Annotated in this window: 17 protein-coding genes; 9 read left to right on the top strand and 8 right to left on the bottom strand. The window is 61.3% G+C overall.

All coding sequences use genetic code 11. From position 1 onward, the window contains the following. The first annotated feature begins 107 nt into the window (after positions 1 to 107). Complete coding sequence (locus tag AC25BC_RS17775; RefSeq protein WP_128438565.1) at positions 108 to 1,109, top strand: LLM class flavin-dependent oxidoreductase; 1,002 nt, start codon at positions 108 to 110, stop codon at positions 1,107 to 1,109. Between the two features lie 84 nt (positions 1,110 to 1,193). Here AC25BC_RS17775 and AC25BC_RS17770 read toward each other — a convergent pair whose 3' ends face one another. Continuing rightward, positions 1,194 to 1,940: a YebC/PmpR family DNA-binding transcriptional regulator gene (locus AC25BC_RS17770; RefSeq protein ID WP_003552534.1), complete on the bottom strand. Its 747-nt coding sequence runs from the start codon at positions 1,938 to 1,940 to the stop codon at positions 1,194 to 1,196. 141 nt (positions 1,941 to 2,081) lie between these two features. On the opposite strand from AC25BC_RS17770, the gene AC25BC_RS17765 reads away from it, so the two are divergent. Continuing rightward, positions 2,082 to 2,585, top strand: a complete 504-nt coding sequence (locus AC25BC_RS17765) for a pyridoxamine 5'-phosphate oxidase family protein (RefSeq protein ID WP_012758860.1) — start codon at positions 2,082 to 2,084, stop codon at positions 2,583 to 2,585. Positions 2,586 to 2,722: 137 nt separating this feature from the next. On the opposite strand, the gene AC25BC_RS17760 is transcribed toward AC25BC_RS17765, so the two are convergent. The 7 genes from AC25BC_RS17760 to AC25BC_RS17730 all read right to left on the bottom strand — a co-directional run bounded on the left by AC25BC_RS17760 (position 2,723) and on the right by AC25BC_RS17730 (position 9,125). Then, entirely contained in the window at positions 2,723 to 3,568 is an 846-nt protein-coding gene (locus AC25BC_RS17760) for an MBL fold metallo-hydrolase (protein ID WP_128438525.1), read from the bottom strand. 140 nt (positions 3,569 to 3,708) lie between these two features. Beyond that, positions 3,709 to 4,533 carry a TIGR00282 family metallophosphoesterase gene (locus AC25BC_RS17755; RefSeq protein WP_003552528.1) on the bottom strand — a complete coding sequence of 275 codons (825 nt, stop codon included), beginning with the start codon at positions 4,531 to 4,533 and terminating at the stop codon, positions 3,709 to 3,711. A gap of 3 nt (positions 4,534 to 4,536) precedes the next feature. Then, positions 4,537 to 5,124 (bottom strand): 5-formyltetrahydrofolate cyclo-ligase, encoded by a 588-nt coding sequence (locus AC25BC_RS17750; RefSeq protein WP_012758858.1) that lies wholly within the window; start codon positions 5,122 to 5,124, stop codon positions 4,537 to 4,539. Between the two features lie 117 nt (positions 5,125 to 5,241). After that, entirely contained in the window at positions 5,242 to 5,949 is a 708-nt protein-coding gene (locus AC25BC_RS17745; protein WP_012758857.1) for an AAA family ATPase, read from the bottom strand. 59 nt (positions 5,950 to 6,008) lie between these two features. After that, positions 6,009 to 6,926, bottom strand: a complete 918-nt coding sequence (locus tag AC25BC_RS17740) for an NAD-dependent epimerase/dehydratase family protein (RefSeq protein ID WP_012758856.1) — start codon at positions 6,924 to 6,926, stop codon at positions 6,009 to 6,011. Then, positions 6,923 to 7,762, bottom strand: coding sequence for a glycosyltransferase (locus AC25BC_RS17735; protein WP_128438524.1), 840 nt, complete (start codon positions 7,760 to 7,762; stop codon positions 6,923 to 6,925). Before AC25BC_RS17735 ends, AC25BC_RS17740 begins: the two co-directional genes overlap by 4 nt. A 142-nt stretch (positions 7,763 to 7,904) precedes the next feature. Beyond that, positions 7,905 to 9,125 (bottom strand): NAD-dependent epimerase/dehydratase family protein, encoded by a 1,221-nt coding sequence (locus AC25BC_RS17730; RefSeq protein ID WP_012758854.1) that lies wholly within the window; start codon positions 9,123 to 9,125, stop codon positions 7,905 to 7,907. A gap of 141 nt (positions 9,126 to 9,266) precedes the next feature. Between AC25BC_RS17730 and ybgC the strand changes: the two genes are divergently transcribed. The 7 genes from ybgC (at position 9,267) to pal (ending at position 14,867) form a co-directional block, all read left to right on the top strand. After that, positions 9,267 to 9,722, top strand: coding sequence for a tol-pal system-associated acyl-CoA thioesterase (gene ybgC, locus AC25BC_RS17725; protein WP_012758853.1), 456 nt, complete (start codon positions 9,267 to 9,269; stop codon positions 9,720 to 9,722). A 375-nt stretch (positions 9,723 to 10,097) separates the two neighbouring features. After that, positions 10,098 to 10,817, top strand: coding sequence for a protein TolQ (gene tolQ / locus AC25BC_RS17720; RefSeq protein ID WP_003552507.1), 720 nt, complete (start codon positions 10,098 to 10,100; stop codon positions 10,815 to 10,817). 18 nt (positions 10,818 to 10,835) lie between these two features. After that, positions 10,836 to 11,291 (top strand): protein TolR, encoded by a 456-nt coding sequence (gene tolR, locus AC25BC_RS17715; protein ID WP_003542730.1) that lies wholly within the window; start codon positions 10,836 to 10,838, stop codon positions 11,289 to 11,291. A gap of 8 nt (positions 11,292 to 11,299) precedes the next feature. After that, complete coding sequence (locus AC25BC_RS17710; RefSeq protein ID WP_012758852.1) at positions 11,300 to 12,439, top strand: hypothetical protein; 1,140 nt, start codon at positions 11,300 to 11,302, stop codon at positions 12,437 to 12,439. Further along, positions 12,440 to 12,853, top strand: coding sequence for a TonB C-terminal domain-containing protein (locus AC25BC_RS17705; protein ID WP_017995084.1), 414 nt, complete (start codon positions 12,440 to 12,442; stop codon positions 12,851 to 12,853). It begins immediately after the preceding gene. Positions 12,854 to 12,873: 20 nt separating this feature from the next. After that, complete coding sequence (gene tolB, locus AC25BC_RS17700; protein ID WP_012758850.1) at positions 12,874 to 14,181, top strand: Tol-Pal system beta propeller repeat protein TolB; 1,308 nt, start codon at positions 12,874 to 12,876, stop codon at positions 14,179 to 14,181. 152 nt (positions 14,182 to 14,333) lie between these two features. Beyond that, a complete protein-coding gene (pal, locus tag AC25BC_RS17695; RefSeq protein WP_012758849.1) occupies positions 14,334 to 14,867 on the top strand; it encodes a peptidoglycan-associated lipoprotein Pal in 534 nt (177 codons plus the stop codon). Positions 14,868 to 14,885 lie beyond the last annotated feature (18 nt).

Genomic DNA, 14,885 nt, shown 5'->3' with positions numbered 1-14,885 from the left:
GCAGAAGGGTCGCGCTCGCGCGACCTTTTTGTTTGCGCGGATGGTTTGGAATGGCGCGGGCGCGAACCTACATAGACGGCATCGTTCAACTGCCCGGCAGGTTTCCCATGGTTCCCTTCTCCATACTCGACCTTTCCCCCGTTGCCGAAGGCAGCACCGTGCGCCAGTCCCTCGAGGCCTCGGCGCGGATGGCTCTAAAGGCCGAGGAATTTGGTTACAAGCGCTTCTGGCTTGCCGAACATCACGGCATGCCGGGGATCGCCAGTGCTGCCACATCAGTCGTCATCGGCCATGTCGGAGCTGCGACGAAGCGCATCCGCATCGGCTCCGGCGGCATCATGCTGCCCAATCATTCGCCACTGGTCATCGCCGAGCAGTTCGGCACGCTGGAGGCGCTCTTCCCCGGCCGCATCGATCTCGGCCTCGGGCGCGCGCCGGGAACGGATATGCGTACGGCACAGGCGCTGCGGCGTAATCTCGAGGCCGGTGCAAACAGCTTCCCGAACGACGTGGTGGAACTGCAGCAACTCCTCGATACGCCGGTCGAGAACCAGGCGATCCTCGCGGTTCCCGGCAATGGCTCGCATATCCCGATCTGGCTACTCGGCTCCAGTCTCTACAGCGCTCAGCTCGCCGGCATGCTGGGACTTCCCTATGCCTTCGCCTCGCATTTCGCGCCCGACATGCTGCTCGATGCGATCGCGATCTACCGCGACCGCTTCCAGCCCTCGGCGACGCTCGCCAAGCCGCATGTGATGGTCGGCGTGATGGGCGCGGTGGCGGCGACGGACGAGGAGGCACGCTATCATTTCACCTCTGCCCAGCAGCAGTTCGTCAATCTGCGCCGCAATGTCCGCGGGCCGTTCCCGCGTCCGGTGGCCGATATGGGGGACTTCTGGTCGCCGATGGAGAAGATGAATGTCGAACACACGCTGCGTTATGCCGTGGTAGGGTCGCCGAAGACGGCGGAGGCGAAACTGACGGAGTTTCTACAGGAAACGCAGGCCGACGAGGTGATCATCTCGATGCCGATCCACGACATCGAGGCGCGGCTGACATCGGTGGAACTTTTCGCGGGGCTGGGAAATTTCATGCGAGCCGCCGCGTAAGGCGTCACTCTGACGCGCCACCTTTCCGGCAAGAAAAAACCCGGCGCTGCCGCCGGGTTTTTATTGGACACCTACCTGCGGAGATCAGGCCGAGAGCTTTGCCAGCACTTCTTCCGAGACCTCGAAGTTGGAATAGACGTTCTGAACGTCGTCATCATCTTCCAAGCTGTCGATAAGTTTCAGCAGCGACTGAGCTTTTTCCTCGTCTACCGGCACGTTGTTCTGGGCGCGCCAGACGGCCTTGACGGTTTCGGCTTCGCCGAGGCTCGATTCCAGCGCTTTCGCCACTTCGCCGAGGGCTTCGAAGCCGCAGGTGATGTAGTGGCCGTCTTCGTCGGTCTCGACGTCATCGGCGCCGGCTTCGATCGCGGCTTCCATCACCTTGTCGGCATCGCCGACGGAAAGCTTGTAGGTGATTTCGCCGACATGGTCGAAGGAGAAGGAAACAGAACCGGTTTCGCCGAGAGCGCCGCCGGCCTTGGTGAAGCTCGAGCGGACGTTGGAGGCGGTGCGGTTGCGATTGTCGGTCAGGGCCTCGACGATGATCGCCGTGCCGCCGGGGCCGTAGCCTTCGTAACGGACTTCGTCGTAGTTCTCGCCGTCGGCGCCGGCTGCCTTCTTGATGGCGCGGTCGATATTGTCCTTCGGCATGGACTGGGCCTTGGCGTTCTGGATCGCCAGGCGAAGGCGGGCGTTCATCGTCGGGTCGGGCAGGCCGGCCTTGGCGGCAACGGTGATTTCGCGCGCAAGCTTGGAGAACATTTTCGACCGCACGGCATCCTGACGGCCTTTGCGGTGCATGATGTTTTTAAACTGTGAATGGCCAGCCATGGCACCCCTGTTCACGTCTCATTGTTCGGAATGGGCCGCCTTATAAGAGCGAAACGGCACCCGTTCAAGGAAAAAGCAGTTCGGAACAAAGGCGAGGGGATGACGTTTCAACCGAACTCCATCCAACGGAAAGGAACGATCATGGCAAGTCTCAGCGAGGCGCAGGAACATCCAGCACGTCAGCTCTGGGATCAGGTCAACGATGTTCATGCCGGCATGCTCGGAATTTCCGGACTGGACATGCACATGCAGCCGATGGCGCCGCATGCCGATCCCACCACCAACACCATCTGGTTCTACACCAAGACCGACGCCGACATCGTGCGCGCCATCAAGCCCGGCAGCCGCGCGCATTTCTGCGTTATCGGCAAGGATCACGACTATCACGCCTGCCTCGCCGGTGTGATCGAGGTGCATCCTGACCCCTCCAAGATCGAGGAATATTGGAGTTCGATCGTCGCGGCCTGGTATGACGGCGGCAAGAAGGACCCCAAGCTCACCATGCTGTCCCTCCATGTCGACGATGCCGAGATCTGGGTTTCCACAGGCAACAAGCTGAAATTCGGCTGGGAGATCGCCAAAGCCAATCTCGACGACGACAAGATGCCGGATGTCGGCATCAAGCGTCACCTGCAGTTCGCTTGACGTGCAGTGCCCCTGCATAATTCGTTAAATCGGAATCGATTTAAGGATAAAATTATGCAGCAATTCAAAGTGCTACAGCGTCCTTTGCGCGCCTGAAAAGACGCGCGGCGCTGTAGAAGGAAAACCTCCGGGCCTTTTTACCGCAAACCCTTCATCACATAGATCAGCGGTTTTTTCGGCAGCGTGCGCATCGAGACGGTGATACTGTCATCGGGCGCATTGGCGACGTCGAAATCCTTGCCGAACATCGAGACGAAGGCTTCGACTGGCGGGCCGCGCCGGTGCATTGGTAGGATCAACGACGAGCGTAGCCGCTTGATGACGCGGCTCATGCTGTCGGCGCCCATCGTCAGGCCACCATCGACGGGGACCATGACAACGTCGAGGCGGCCGATCTCGGTATAATGGGCGTCCGTCAGCTCGTAATGCAGGTGGCCGAGATGGCCGATGCAGAGGCCGGCGATCTCGAAGATGAAGATGGAATTGCCGTTCTCATGCGCGCCGCCGAGGCCATAGCTGAAGCGGATATCCGTGGGGACGTTGCGGATATAAGCATCGCCGACGACGAGATTGATGTTGGCCTTCTCTCCCGAAACATCGCTCCACCCATGCAGCACGTGCTTGATGCCGGGATCGGGGGTCAGGGTGTAGTGGGTCGTGTGCGCCTTGTTCATGGTCACGACATCGGGCGGCGTCGCCGGCCGGTACCAGCCATTATAGTCGGTTGCGATAACGATGCCGCCGGGCGTATCGATCTCGAAGGTGGAGTGGCCGAGGAAGGTGAGTTTGACGTCCTCGCCCTCGGAGACGGCAGGCATCAGCGGCGGAGCGCCGGAAAAGCTTGCGAAGGTCACCTTGGGGATGGTTTGCGCGATCGCCTGGCACTGGCTGACCGGTGGCCGCTGCTCTTGTGCCCCGGCAAGATTCGGCGCGGCGAAGGTCGCAAGGCATGCGATAGCGAGGACAAGATATCGCGGCTTCATGCCACCCCTCCGGCGCTCTATCACTTTTAACCCTGAAATCGATCCGATTTCAGGGTTATGCGCGTGTGGCCGGAGGATGCGGCATGAGGTCGCATCGGTCCAGACGGATGATGCTCACAATTGCGTGTTGGTGGGGTGGGCTACCGCCAAAACTCCGGCACGGTCTCAGCCAGCCGCGGTCCGAGCCGGAGCGGTGCGATCTTTTCTGCAAGTCCTGTCGTATCCGAGATCTCCACGCCGACACCACAGATCGTCGCCGGTCCGTTCGCGGCTTCCATACGGCCCTTCGGCATCTTGGAGATGAAGCGGTTCAGCGGCTCCTCCTTGTCCATGCCGAGAGAGGAGTCGTAGTCGCCGCACATGCCGGCATCCGACATATAGGCGGTGCCGCCGTTCAGGATCTGTGCGTCGGCCGTCGGCACATGCGTGTGGGTGCCGACGACGAAGCTGGCGCGGCCGTCGACGAAATGGCCGAAACATTGCTTCTCGCTGGTCGCCTCCGCATGAAAATCGAAGATGATCGCATCGGCCTGTTCCTTCAGCGGGCAGGCGGCGAGGATGACCTCTGCCGATTTGAAGGGGTCGTCGAGTTCGGGATGCATGAAAACCCGGCCCATGACGTTGGCGACGAGCACGCGCGCACCATTCCTGGCATAGAAAAGACCGGATCCGCGGCCGGGCGTGCCTTGCGGATAGTTGGCGGGACGCAGGAACTGATCGTGCCGGCCGGCAAAAGCGACGGCTTCCTTCTGGTCCCAGACGTGATTGCCTGTCGTCACCACATCGGCGCCGGCATTGATCGTTTCCAGAAAAATGTCCTCGGTGATGCCGAAGCCGCCGGCGGCATTCTCGCCGTTGACGATGACGAAATCCAGCTTGAGGTCTGAAACCAGGCCGGGAAGACGGTCCCAGACCGCCGTGCGTCCCGTCTTGCCGACCATGTCACCCAGAAAAAGCAGCCGCATTCCCTATCCAATCCAAGAGGCAAAAAAGCGAAGGCCGCTTTCTGTCAGGATGGCATCCAGGCTTATGTCGTGCGGCTCAGCGGGCACATGTGCCACTTCCTGGCAGTCGAATGCAATGCCGATCAGCTTCGGATGCAGGCCTTTTTGCCTTAGCCGGCTGATGGCACGGTCGTAGTGGCCGGCGCCGTAGCCGATGCGGTGGCCGCGGGCATCGAAGGCCGAAAGCGGCACCAGCATGATCTCGGGGTCAAGAATGGCGGCATCGGCGCCGGGGCCGACCGTCCCGAAGCCGGTATCGACCAGCGGCGCACCTTCCGCCAGCTCGCGAAAGACGATGGTCTGCCGATCGAGGATCGCCGGCACGCAGAGCCGCGCCCCGCGCACGGCAAAGCGCGCCATCAGCGGCCTGAGATCGGCTTCCGAACGGATCGGCAGAAAGCCGGAGATGATCGTACCCAGTGCAAAACCGACGGCCTCGCCGGCATGTTCGGCCATTGCGAGACTTTTGGAGGCGCGTTTCTCGGCGGGGATGGCGTCGCGTGCGGACAGCCGTTCGTTGCGCAACTGCGCTTTCAATTCTCTAGAGGTCATTCGATCTGCCGGTTCTGAGATATTTACCCGAGCATAGACGGCTGGATGTCCGATGCAAATGCCGGATGCGACGGTATCACGCGCGTTTGACGCCTCGGCCGCCGGCGGCTGCGAGCGTCAGACGACGATGCTTGTCGGTATTGTCGCCGTGGCGATGGAGAAGCCTGCCATATCAGGAATGGCATTGGCTCCGGGCTGCCGGTCCTGCTGCCGCAACTCGCGCATCGCCTTGTCGAGCACTTGCTTGAGTTCGCGCACCACCGCCTTGAACTCTTCCATCGTTTCGCGATCATCGGCCGAAATGCCCGAGAATTTCGGGGCATCCTCGGCGACGCTCGCATAGGCGTTGCGGGCGTTGGTGGCGGCGTCCGGTTCCTGCGAGCCGGTCTCGCCGGCCGCAGTTTCTCCTGCGGTATCCGTCAGCGCCGCATCGGCCCCGCTGATTGCGACGGCCGCTGCACCCGTGGTTGCATCCATCGAAACCGCTGTTGCCGGGCTGCCGGTCGCGACTGATGATGCGAATTCGGAGGCGGCGGTGCCGACCTTGCGCGCCAGTTCGGCGGCCAGACGGGCGACCACCTCAGGAGCCATGTTGGAGCTGCGCAGCATCTCCAACTGCTGCTTTGCCTCTTCGAGCTTGCGTTGCGCCTTCGCCTTGGCCTCGTCTCCCGAGTTCGCCAAGGTCTGGCGCATCTGCTGCAGCGCCTGGGTGGCGCGTTGCAGCTTCAGCACGCCTTGATCGGTCTCGCTTCCGGCGGCTGAAATGGCTGCCGTCGAAGACGTGCCGCGCAAGATGATGGAGGCAGACGTGGTTGCGACCTGCATGGACAATCCCCCGATTTTTGATTCGGGCCCCCGATTGCAATTCGGGGCATTCTGCAACGTCAGGCTTGCGTGGACCTGTGTCTTGGGGATTTAGGCAGCGCAGCGGCCAGCTGCTGCATCGTCTCCTCGAATAGAGGCGCTCCGCCGGGTGCCCAGCCGAGCGTGCGGATTTTAGCAGTGCTCATGGGATTGAGTGCGGCCCTGTCGGGAGGGGGCGGCAGCGCGTGCCGACAGCCCGTCTCGCGACGGATGGGTGAAAGGATATCGCGCGTGTCGACCGAGATGTCCGAGACGTTGAAGACCTCGCCGGAGATGCGGGTGCTTTCCGTTTCCAGCATCAGCCTCACCGCCCGACCGAGGTCGCGGCCGTGAACTTCCGTTCCCCGACGGGCAACAACCGGCCGGCCGGCGAGGTAATCGGCGATGAGGCCGTCCCATTTGTTCGGCGAGAGATCGCCATAGACGCCGGTTGCCCTCAGGCTGACGCCGGCAAAACCCGGCGTGGAGAGGTGGTCAAGCGCGCGTTCGGCATCGAGCTTGACCTGGCCGTAAAGTGTTTCGGGCTTGGCCAGCATCGTCTCCGTCAGTTCGGTTCCCTCGGGATGTTCGCCATAGGCGGCGCGGCTGGACAGAAAGACGCAGCGGCGTGTGCCGGCGCGTTTGGCAGCTTCGAAAAGCCGGACGGTGCCGTCGAGGTTCAACCTGTGGAAGGTCTTCGGATCGTCGCCCTCGCCGCCACGATATTTGCCCGGAACATGGCTGAAGGCGGCGTGGACGAAGAAATAGGCGTCGTCGAAGACGTCGATCTGATCCTTGTCGGGGTCGAGCGAAAGCGCTGCGAACTCGACCGGGCGGGAGAAGAGGCGCGGCAGCGGCGCGCGGCGCCCGCCGACGATCACCTGATATCCGGCGGCCAGCAGTTCCTCGACGACATACCGGCCGACGAGACCCGTTCCACCCGATACCAGTACCTTCATGCTGTCCCTTCCGGATTGTCCAGCGCCGTGATCTCAGGCACATCGCCGCCATCGTGGAAACGGTGCCACAGATCGATCAAAGGTTGTAGTCGCGCTGCCTTGGGATGATCCTTTTCCCACGGTTTTTCATACTGGTAATGCAGGATCGAAATGCTCTTCCAGTCCCAAAGGTCCGGCATGGTGAACCATACATATTGCAGCATGTTGAAATAAACCGGCAGGCCGTGCCAATCCGGGAAGAACGTCTCGAGAAAGGTCTGATCGGTGCGCCGCCAGAAGGCGTCCGGCCTGTCGAGCCTTTCGAGCATGTGCCGGAATGTGTCATGCGAGGGCGTGGCGACGAAGACGCCGGAATTCATGCGGCGGAAGTCGGCGAGGCTTTCGTAGACATTGGGGGCGGCGGAAAATTCCGGATAGAGGAAGAGCCTGTCGACGTTCTTCAGCACGAGGGCGTCGGCATCGATGAAGACGCAGCGCTGGTATTCGACGAGCTGCCAGAGCCTGAGTTTGCAGAAATTGTCGAGCGGCGAATGGAAATCCGGCTTGCGGCCCTTGGTGAAAGGGGCTGCCGAATGGAGCTGGCCACGCGCATGGCGTTCGTTGAAGGCCGCAGACAGCGGCAGGTGCTCGACCTCGATCAGGCGGCAGTCGAGCGCCTTCAGGGGCACGAGTGCGGCTGCATCGACGCCGCCGGTGTGGAGAATGATGATGTCAGCCCCGGTGCCGGTTCGGCGCAGGGAGCGGGCAAGTGCAGTCGCGCCCATGGCATAGTCGGCATTGGTGACAAGGGTGACGTAGGCGAAGCGATGAGGCGGTTGCGTGGTTACGTTCGCCATTGCCGCACTTCCTTGTTCCTGTCCTTGGTCAGGCCCAAGGACAGGGCAGAGGGGGGCTCACACTGTATGCCCTCTCCTTCCCACATAAACTGACTTGGTAAGGGAGTCTCTATGGAGCCTTCCATTATGAACACGCCCGCGCTCACGAGACGGATTTCAGCCGCTTGCCTTCCGGATCGTGATTGATCGTCGCGGCGATGTCCTTAGTCCAGGCGGAGACGGCCGGAACGCGCGCGCGGTCGACGCGATAGGCGAATTTCTTGGCGACGTCGACGATTTCGCCGAGCAGGCCTGCTTCCAGCGTGATCGGCTCGAGGCCGAGATCGCGGAACTTTTCGTTCCGGACGATCAGCTCGTTCTCGGCGGCTTCCTTGCGCGGGTTGGGCAGCCAGGCAATCTTGGCGCCGCTCATCCTGGCGATCATCTCGGCGAGGTCGCGCACCCGGTGGGTTTCGGTCATCTGGTTGAAGATCTCGACGCGGGCGCCGCGGGCCGGCGGGTTTTTCAGCGCCAGCTCGATGCAGCGCACCGAATCCTGGATGTGGATGAAGGCGCGGGTCTGGCCGCCGGTACCGTGCACCGTCAACGGATAGCCGATCGCCGCCTGGATGAGAAAGCGGTTGAGCACCGTGCCGTAGTCGCCGTCATAGTCGAAACGGTTGATCAGCTGCGCATGGCGGCGCGTCTGCTCGGTATGCGTGCCCCAGACGATGCCCTGGTGCAGGTCGGTGACCCTCAGGCCGTCATTCCTAGCATAGAACTGGAAGAGAAGCTGATCCAGGCACTTGGTCATGTGATAGATCGAGCCGGGATTGGAGGGGTAGAGGATCTCCTGGTTGACCGTCTCGCCGCCTGCGGTTTCGATGCCGACCGGCAGGTAACCTTCGGGAATCGCGGCGCCGACCGTCGAATAGCCGTAGACGCCCATGGTGCCGAGATGGATGAGATGGGCATCGAGATTGAGTTCCGTCAGCGCGTTCAGCAGGTTGTGCGTGGCGCTGACATTGTTGTTGACGGTGTAGTTCTTGTGGCGGTCGCTCTTCATCGAATAGGGCGCGGCCCGCTGCTCGGCGAAATGGATGACGGCATCCGGGCGATGTTCGGAAAGCCAGTTCTTCAGGAGTTCGTAATCCTTGGCGAGATCGATCAGATTGAAGTGGATGCGGCGTCCGGTTTCGGCATGCCAGATGCGGGTGCGCTCCTGGATCGAATCCATCGGAGTCAGCGACTGAACGCCGAGTTCGGTGTCGATCCAGCGGCGCGAGAGATTGTCGAGGATATGGATGTCGTGCCCGGCATCGGAGAGATGCAGCGACGTTGGCCAGCCAATGAAACCGTCTCCGCCCATAACCGCAATCTTCATCGCATCGTCTCCTGATTGGTCGCTCGTTGTCGGGAATAGTTAGGAATTGTGACAGTTATTCAATGCTTGCCTGCCGGGCATTCAATGCTTGCCTGCCGGGAAGCGTTGCGCCAAAGAGGGCACCTCAGTTTGGAGAAAATTATGACGGAACGCCCTTTTTCCATTTCGGGAGAGCTGACGGAGGCCGGACACCGGCTCGTGCAGCGGGTCTATTATGAAGATACGGACTTTTCCGGCCTGGTCTATCACGCCCGCTACCTGCATTTCCTGGAGCGTGGCCGTACCGATTATCTGCGCTGCCTCGGCGTTGAGCAGCGCGAGCTCGTCAGCGCCGACGAGGAGGGGCTGGTTTTCGTCGTCCACCGCATGGAGATCGACTTCAAGAGCCCGGCGCGCATGGACGATGTGCTGACGATCCTGACGCATACGGAAAAAGCCGGCGGCGCCAAGATGGTGCTCAATCAGCAGATCCGCTCGGGCGAGACGCTGCTGATCGCCGCCAAGGTGATCATCGCCGTCATCAACGCCCGGGGGCGACCGAGGCGGCTACCGGAAACATTGGCGGTGAAATTCCTGGAGGGCAGCACGCCGTTGTAGTCAGAATCGCCTGAAATTCAGGTCTTGTCAGAACTTGAGTTTTATGTGAAGGAATTCTCGCGCCGCAGGATGAGCGCTCTTTCGGCAGCCGGACCTTGCTCCGGTCAAGTAATCCATGGAACGAAATCTTCCAAACACAGGCTTACTGTCACAGTCCGGCACTAACGATCTATTAACCATAATAGTGTCTTACTGGGAAAGTCAGAGTTTGTGCGGTGCACGCCTTCCTTTGACCAAATTTGACGGCAAGAAGGCGGAAGATGAGCTTGGAAGTTTGACCAGGGCTTTGGGCGGCGGCCGCCGGACACTTCTTGCGAGATCAGTTTGTGCCGCCCGGTCTAGCGCCGGGCGTTTGGATTCGGGGATTTTGGACCAATGGAACAAGTAGGATTGGCAGCAGCAACGACGGACGTCAGCCTCTGGTCGCTTTTCATGCAGGCCGGCATTGTCGTCAAGCTCGTCATGCTCGGGCTCATCGCAGCCTCGGTATGGACGTGGGCGATCGTCATCGACAAATACCTTGCCTATGGCCGCGCGCGGCGCCAGTTCGACAAGTTCGAGCAGGTGTTCTGGTCGGGCCAGTCGCTGGAAGAACTCTATCGCTCGCTGTCGGAACGCAGCAATACCGGGCTGGCGGCAATCTTCGTGGCCGCGATGCGCGAGTGGAAGAAATCCTTCGAACGCGGCGCCCGCTCGCCGATCGGCCTGCAGATGCGTATCGATCGTGCGATGGACGTGACGCTCGCCCGTGAAACCGAATTTCTCGGCGCCCGCCTTGGATCGCTCGCGACCATCGGCTCGGCCGGGCCGTTCATCGGTCTCTTCGGCACGGTCGTCGGCATCATGACTTCGTTCCAGGCGATCGCCGGTTCGAAGTCGACCAACCTTGCGGTGGTTGCGCCCGGTATCGCCGAAGCGCTGCTTGCCACCGCGATCGGCCTCGTCGCCGCTATCCCGGCAGTTATCGCCTATAACAAGTTCTCTGCCGATGCCGGCAAGCTTTCGGGCCGCATGGAAGGTTTCGCGGATGAATTCTCCGCCATACTTTCGCGCCAGATCGACGAGAAACTGCAGCCGCGCGCTGCCGCTCAGTAACCAACGGAGTATTCTGACATGGGTATGGCTGTTGGAGGCAATGGCGGCGGGGGCGGCGGACGCCGCCGTCGTGGCGGTCGGAACAGGGCCGTAATTTCCGAAATCAACGTGACGCCGCTCGTCGACGTCATGCTGGTGCTTTTGATCATCTTCATGGTCGCGGCACCGATGATGACCGTCGGCGTGCCGATCGACCTGCCGGAAACGCAGGCCAAGGCGCTGAATTCCGAGACACAGCCGATCACCATTTCCGTCAAGAATGACGGCGAGGTGTTCCTGCAGGAAACGCCGATCCCGGCCGCGGAGATCGCCGCCAAGCTCGAGGCGATCGCCACGACCGGCTATAACGAACGTATCTTCGTGCGCGGCGATGCGACCGCGCCTTATGGCGTCATCGCCGATGTCATGGCCCGTATTCAGGGCGCAGGCTTCAAGAATATCGGCCTCGTGACGCAGCAGAAGAAGGACCAATAGCGCGCAAAATGAAGGCCAGTGTCATCACATCTGCTGTTTTGCACGGCCTGGTGCTCACCTGGGCGATGGTATCGCTCGGCGCTCCGGAATCCTTCAAGGTAGAGGATTTCGAGGCGATGCCGGTCGATCTGGTGCCGGTGGAATCCATTACCCAGATGCAGCAAGGCGACAAGAAGGCTCCGAAGAAGGAGATTTCCGCGCCCGTGCCGACGACGCGGCCGCCGATCGCGCAACCGGCGGAGAACGCCGGAGACAACAATGTCGACCTGAAGACGCCGCCGGTGCCGAACGCCAAGCCGAGCAATAGCGAAGCTGCCGCGGCGAATTCGAGCGAAAAGCCGATGCCGAAGACCGATCCGAAGCCGAATGATGTCAAGGACATCGTCAAGGAGGAAACGGAAGTCGAGCAGCCGAAAGAAGTGGCTTCCATTCCGCCGCCGAAGCCCGTCGAAGTGACGCCGCCGAAGCCGGAGGAAAAACCGCCGGAAGAGCAGGCCAAGCCGGAGGAACCGCCGAAGCCCGACGCCGAGGCGTTGCCGGACAATGTGCCGACCCCAGTCGCCAAGCCACAGGTAAAGCCGCCGGAACCGCAGAAGCCCGCCGAAAAGCCTCCGGAAAAGACCCCGGACCAGCCGAAGACCGCCGACGTGCCGACCGACAAGAAGAAGGCGGACAAGAAGCAGGAAACGGCGAAATCTGCTTCGGCGATGAAGAGCGACTTCAATGCCGACGAGGTTGCGGCGTTGCTGAACAAGACCGACCCTTCCGCTGGCGGCGCCAAGCGTTCGACGCAGGAGGCATCGCTCGGTGCGAAGAAGAGCAACGGTGGTTCCAAGCTCAGCCAGAGCGAAGAAGATGCGGTGCGCGGCTTGATCGAGGGCAATTGGCTTGTCACCCCGGGGATGGAAGGCCTTTCCGGCATGGTCATCAAGGTGCACATGAAACTCGACAAGGATGGTAATATTATTGGTCAGCCAGAAGTCGAATCATCGGGCGGCAGTAGCAGCGATGCCACACGCCGTGCGTTGGAAGGCGGGGCCTATAGAGCTGTCATGAAGTCCGCCCCTTTCTCGATGCTTCCGAAGGACAAGTATGAGGCTTGGAATGAGTTCGACCTGAATTTCGATCCGAGTTCTATGGGAATCTAGATGCTGACGGATCTGTCCCATGGCAACAAGTCTTTTGCAGCCGCCAGCATGCTTGGAGCGATTCTGGCTTGTGCGCCTGAGGCGTTAGCACAGTCGGTCGACGCGGCGACCTACAAGAAGTCAGCCATGGATTTACAGCACGCAATTGCTTCCTCCTTCAATGTTCCTCCCGGGCAGGCGAGGGGCGGCAGAGTTGTGATCACCGTCCATCTGCGGCTCGACAAGAATGGGGCGATCGTTGGTTCACCCGAGGTAACAGCCTCGGGCGGCAAAGAAGCTGCTCGAGAAGGCCTGTCGGCTGCGGCTCTCCGGGCGGTACAGCGCTCGTCGCCATTCCCGATGCCCCCGAAAGAAAAATACGAATCCTGGAACGAGGTCGTCCTGCACTTTGAATCCGGCGATCCGACTCCATAGATGCTGAAAGGCTGTTTGGTATGACAAAGTGTTCCTTTTTCCGCGCCATTTTGGTTGCAGTGGGTCTGATGACCGCTGCCGTCTTTGCAACGCCGGCCAACGCGCTGGTCACCCTCGACATCCGAAAAGGCAATGTCCAGCCGATGCCGATTGCGGTGACTGACTTCCAGGGCGACATGGGGGCGCAGGTCTCGCAAGTCATCGCCGCCGACTTGCAGCGGTCCGGTCTCTTCGCACCCATCAACAAAACCGCCTTCATCGAGAAGATTTCTAATCCCGACGCTTCGCCGCGCTTCGAGGACTGGAAGGTCATCAACGCACAGGCGCTGGTTACCGGCCGGGTTACCAAGGAAGCGGATGGCCGTCTTCGCGCCGAATTCCGGCTGTGGGACCCGTTCGCCGGGCAGCAGATGACCGGTCAGCAGTTCTATACGCAGCCGGAGAACTGGCGCCGTGTGGCTCACATCATCGCCGATGCGATCTACAAGCAGATCACTGGTGAGGAAGGTTATTTCGACACCCGTGTCGTCTTCGTCTCCGAATCCGGCACCAAGCAGCAGCGCAAGCGCCAGCTGGCGATCATGGATCAGGATGGCTTCAACGTGCGGATGCTGACGGATGGCAGCGATCTCGTGCTGACGCCGCGCTTCTCGCCGAGCCGGCAGGAAGTCACTTACATGTCCTTTGCCAACCAGCAGCCGCGGGTCTATCTGCTTCAGCTGGAAACCGGGCAGCGCGAGGTCGTCGGCAATTTCCCCGGCATGACATTCTCGCCGCGCTTTTCGCCTGATGGTCAAAAGGTGATCATGAGCCTGCAGCAGGATGCCAATTCCAACATCTATACGATGGACCTGCGCTCGCGCACGACGACGCGGTTGACCTCGACGGCGGCGATCGACACGTCGCCCTCCTATTCGCCTGACGGCGCACGCGTCAGCTTCGAAAGCGACCGCGGCGGAAAGCCGCAGATCTACGTGATGAATGCCGATGGCTCGGGCCAGACCCGTATTTCCTTCGGCGACGGCTCTTATTCGACGCCGGTCTGGTCGCCGCGCGGCGATCTCATCGCCTTCACCAAACAGGCTGGCGGCAAGTTCTCGATCGGCGTAATGAAGCCGGATGGGTCCGGCGAGCGCATCCTGACGACCGGCTTCCATAATGAGGGCCCGACCTGGGCGCCGAACGGCCGTGTGCTGATGTTCTTCCGCCAGGCGGCGGGGTCGGGCGGTCCGCAGCTCTATTCGATCGATCTGACCGGTTACAACGAGCAGCTCGTGAAGACGCCGACCTACGGCTCCGACCCCGCCTGGTCGCCGCTTATGGAGTAGGCGATGCGCTGCTGCCTTCTTGTCGCCCCAAAGTCATGGAACCGAGCGGCCAAGGGACAAAGTAGCAAATTGTTAACCATAATCTTTGAGGGGCGGTTAACCGAGTGCGGTTACTGTCCGGAAACCCTGATGAAATCGCAAGGAGACCGGCCATGAGCCGAATTCATACCCCGGCAATGAGCCGCATGCAGAATTTCGCCCGCAACCCCGTCATGATCGCGCTTATCGCCGGCCTCGCGCTCGCAAGCTGCGCCAAGAAGCCGCCGAACAGCGCCGGCGACCTCGGCCTCGGCAGCGGTGCTGGCGGCGCTGCAACGCCGGGCTCGGCCCAGGACTTCACGGTCAATGTCGGCGACCGCATCTTCTTCGATACCGACTCCTCGTCGATCCGCGCCGATGCCTCGCAGACGCTCGACCGTCAGGCCCAGTGGCTCGGCCGCTACCCGAATTACCAGATCACCGTCGAAGGCCATGCCGACGAACGCGGCACGCGCGAATACAATCTCGCGCTCGGCGCCCGCCGTGCGGCTGCCGCCAAGGACTATCTCGCTTCGCGCGGCGTCCCGGCGCAGCGCCTGAAGACGATTTCCTACGGCAAGGAACGTCCGGTCGCCGTCTGCGACGATATTTCCTGCTGGTCGCAGAACCGCCGCGCGGTTACCGTGCTTGGCGGCGCCGGCATGTAATTGCCGAGCAACAATTCG

This window comes from Rhizobium sp. WSM409 (assembly GCF_057653825.1).
This window is presented reverse-complemented; position numbering and strand designations above follow the sequence as displayed.

Coding starts and splice junctions, on each gene's coding strand:
- AC25BC_RS17775 (WP_128438565.1), top strand. CDS start 108: ATGGTTCCCTTCTCCATACTCGACCTTTCCCCCGTTGCCGAAGGCAGC.
- AC25BC_RS17770 (WP_003552534.1), bottom strand. CDS start 1,940: ATGGCTGGCCATTCACAGTTTAAAAACATCATGCACCGCAAAGGCCGT.
- AC25BC_RS17765 (WP_012758860.1), top strand. CDS start 2,082: ATGGCAAGTCTCAGCGAGGCGCAGGAACATCCAGCACGTCAGCTCTGG.
- AC25BC_RS17760 (WP_128438525.1), bottom strand. CDS start 3,568: ATGAAGCCGCGATATCTTGTCCTCGCTATCGCATGCCTTGCGACCTTC.
- AC25BC_RS17755 (WP_003552528.1), bottom strand. CDS start 4,533: ATGCGGCTGCTTTTTCTGGGTGACATGGTCGGCAAGACGGGACGCACG.
- AC25BC_RS17750 (WP_012758858.1), bottom strand. CDS start 5,124: ATGACCTCTAGAGAATTGAAAGCGCAGTTGCGCAACGAACGGCTGTCC.
- AC25BC_RS17745 (WP_012758857.1), bottom strand. CDS start 5,949: ATGCAGGTCGCAACCACGTCTGCCTCCATCATCTTGCGCGGCACGTCT.
- AC25BC_RS17740 (WP_012758856.1), bottom strand. CDS start 6,926: ATGAAGGTACTGGTATCGGGTGGAACGGGTCTCGTCGGCCGGTATGTC.
- AC25BC_RS17735 (WP_128438524.1), bottom strand. CDS start 7,762: ATGGCGAACGTAACCACGCAACCGCCTCATCGCTTCGCCTACGTCACC.
- AC25BC_RS17730 (WP_012758854.1), bottom strand. CDS start 9,125: ATGAAGATTGCGGTTATGGGCGGAGACGGTTTCATTGGCTGGCCAACG.
- ybgC (WP_012758853.1), top strand. CDS start 9,267: ATGACGGAACGCCCTTTTTCCATTTCGGGAGAGCTGACGGAGGCCGGA.
- tolQ (WP_003552507.1), top strand. CDS start 10,098: ATGGAACAAGTAGGATTGGCAGCAGCAACGACGGACGTCAGCCTCTGG.
- tolR (WP_003542730.1), top strand. CDS start 10,836: ATGGGTATGGCTGTTGGAGGCAATGGCGGCGGGGGCGGCGGACGCCGC.
- AC25BC_RS17710 (WP_012758852.1), top strand. CDS start 11,300: ATGAAGGCCAGTGTCATCACATCTGCTGTTTTGCACGGCCTGGTGCTC.
- AC25BC_RS17705 (WP_017995084.1), top strand. CDS start 12,440: ATGCTGACGGATCTGTCCCATGGCAACAAGTCTTTTGCAGCCGCCAGC.
- tolB (WP_012758850.1), top strand. CDS start 12,874: ATGACAAAGTGTTCCTTTTTCCGCGCCATTTTGGTTGCAGTGGGTCTG.
- pal (WP_012758849.1), top strand. CDS start 14,334: ATGAGCCGAATTCATACCCCGGCAATGAGCCGCATGCAGAATTTCGCC.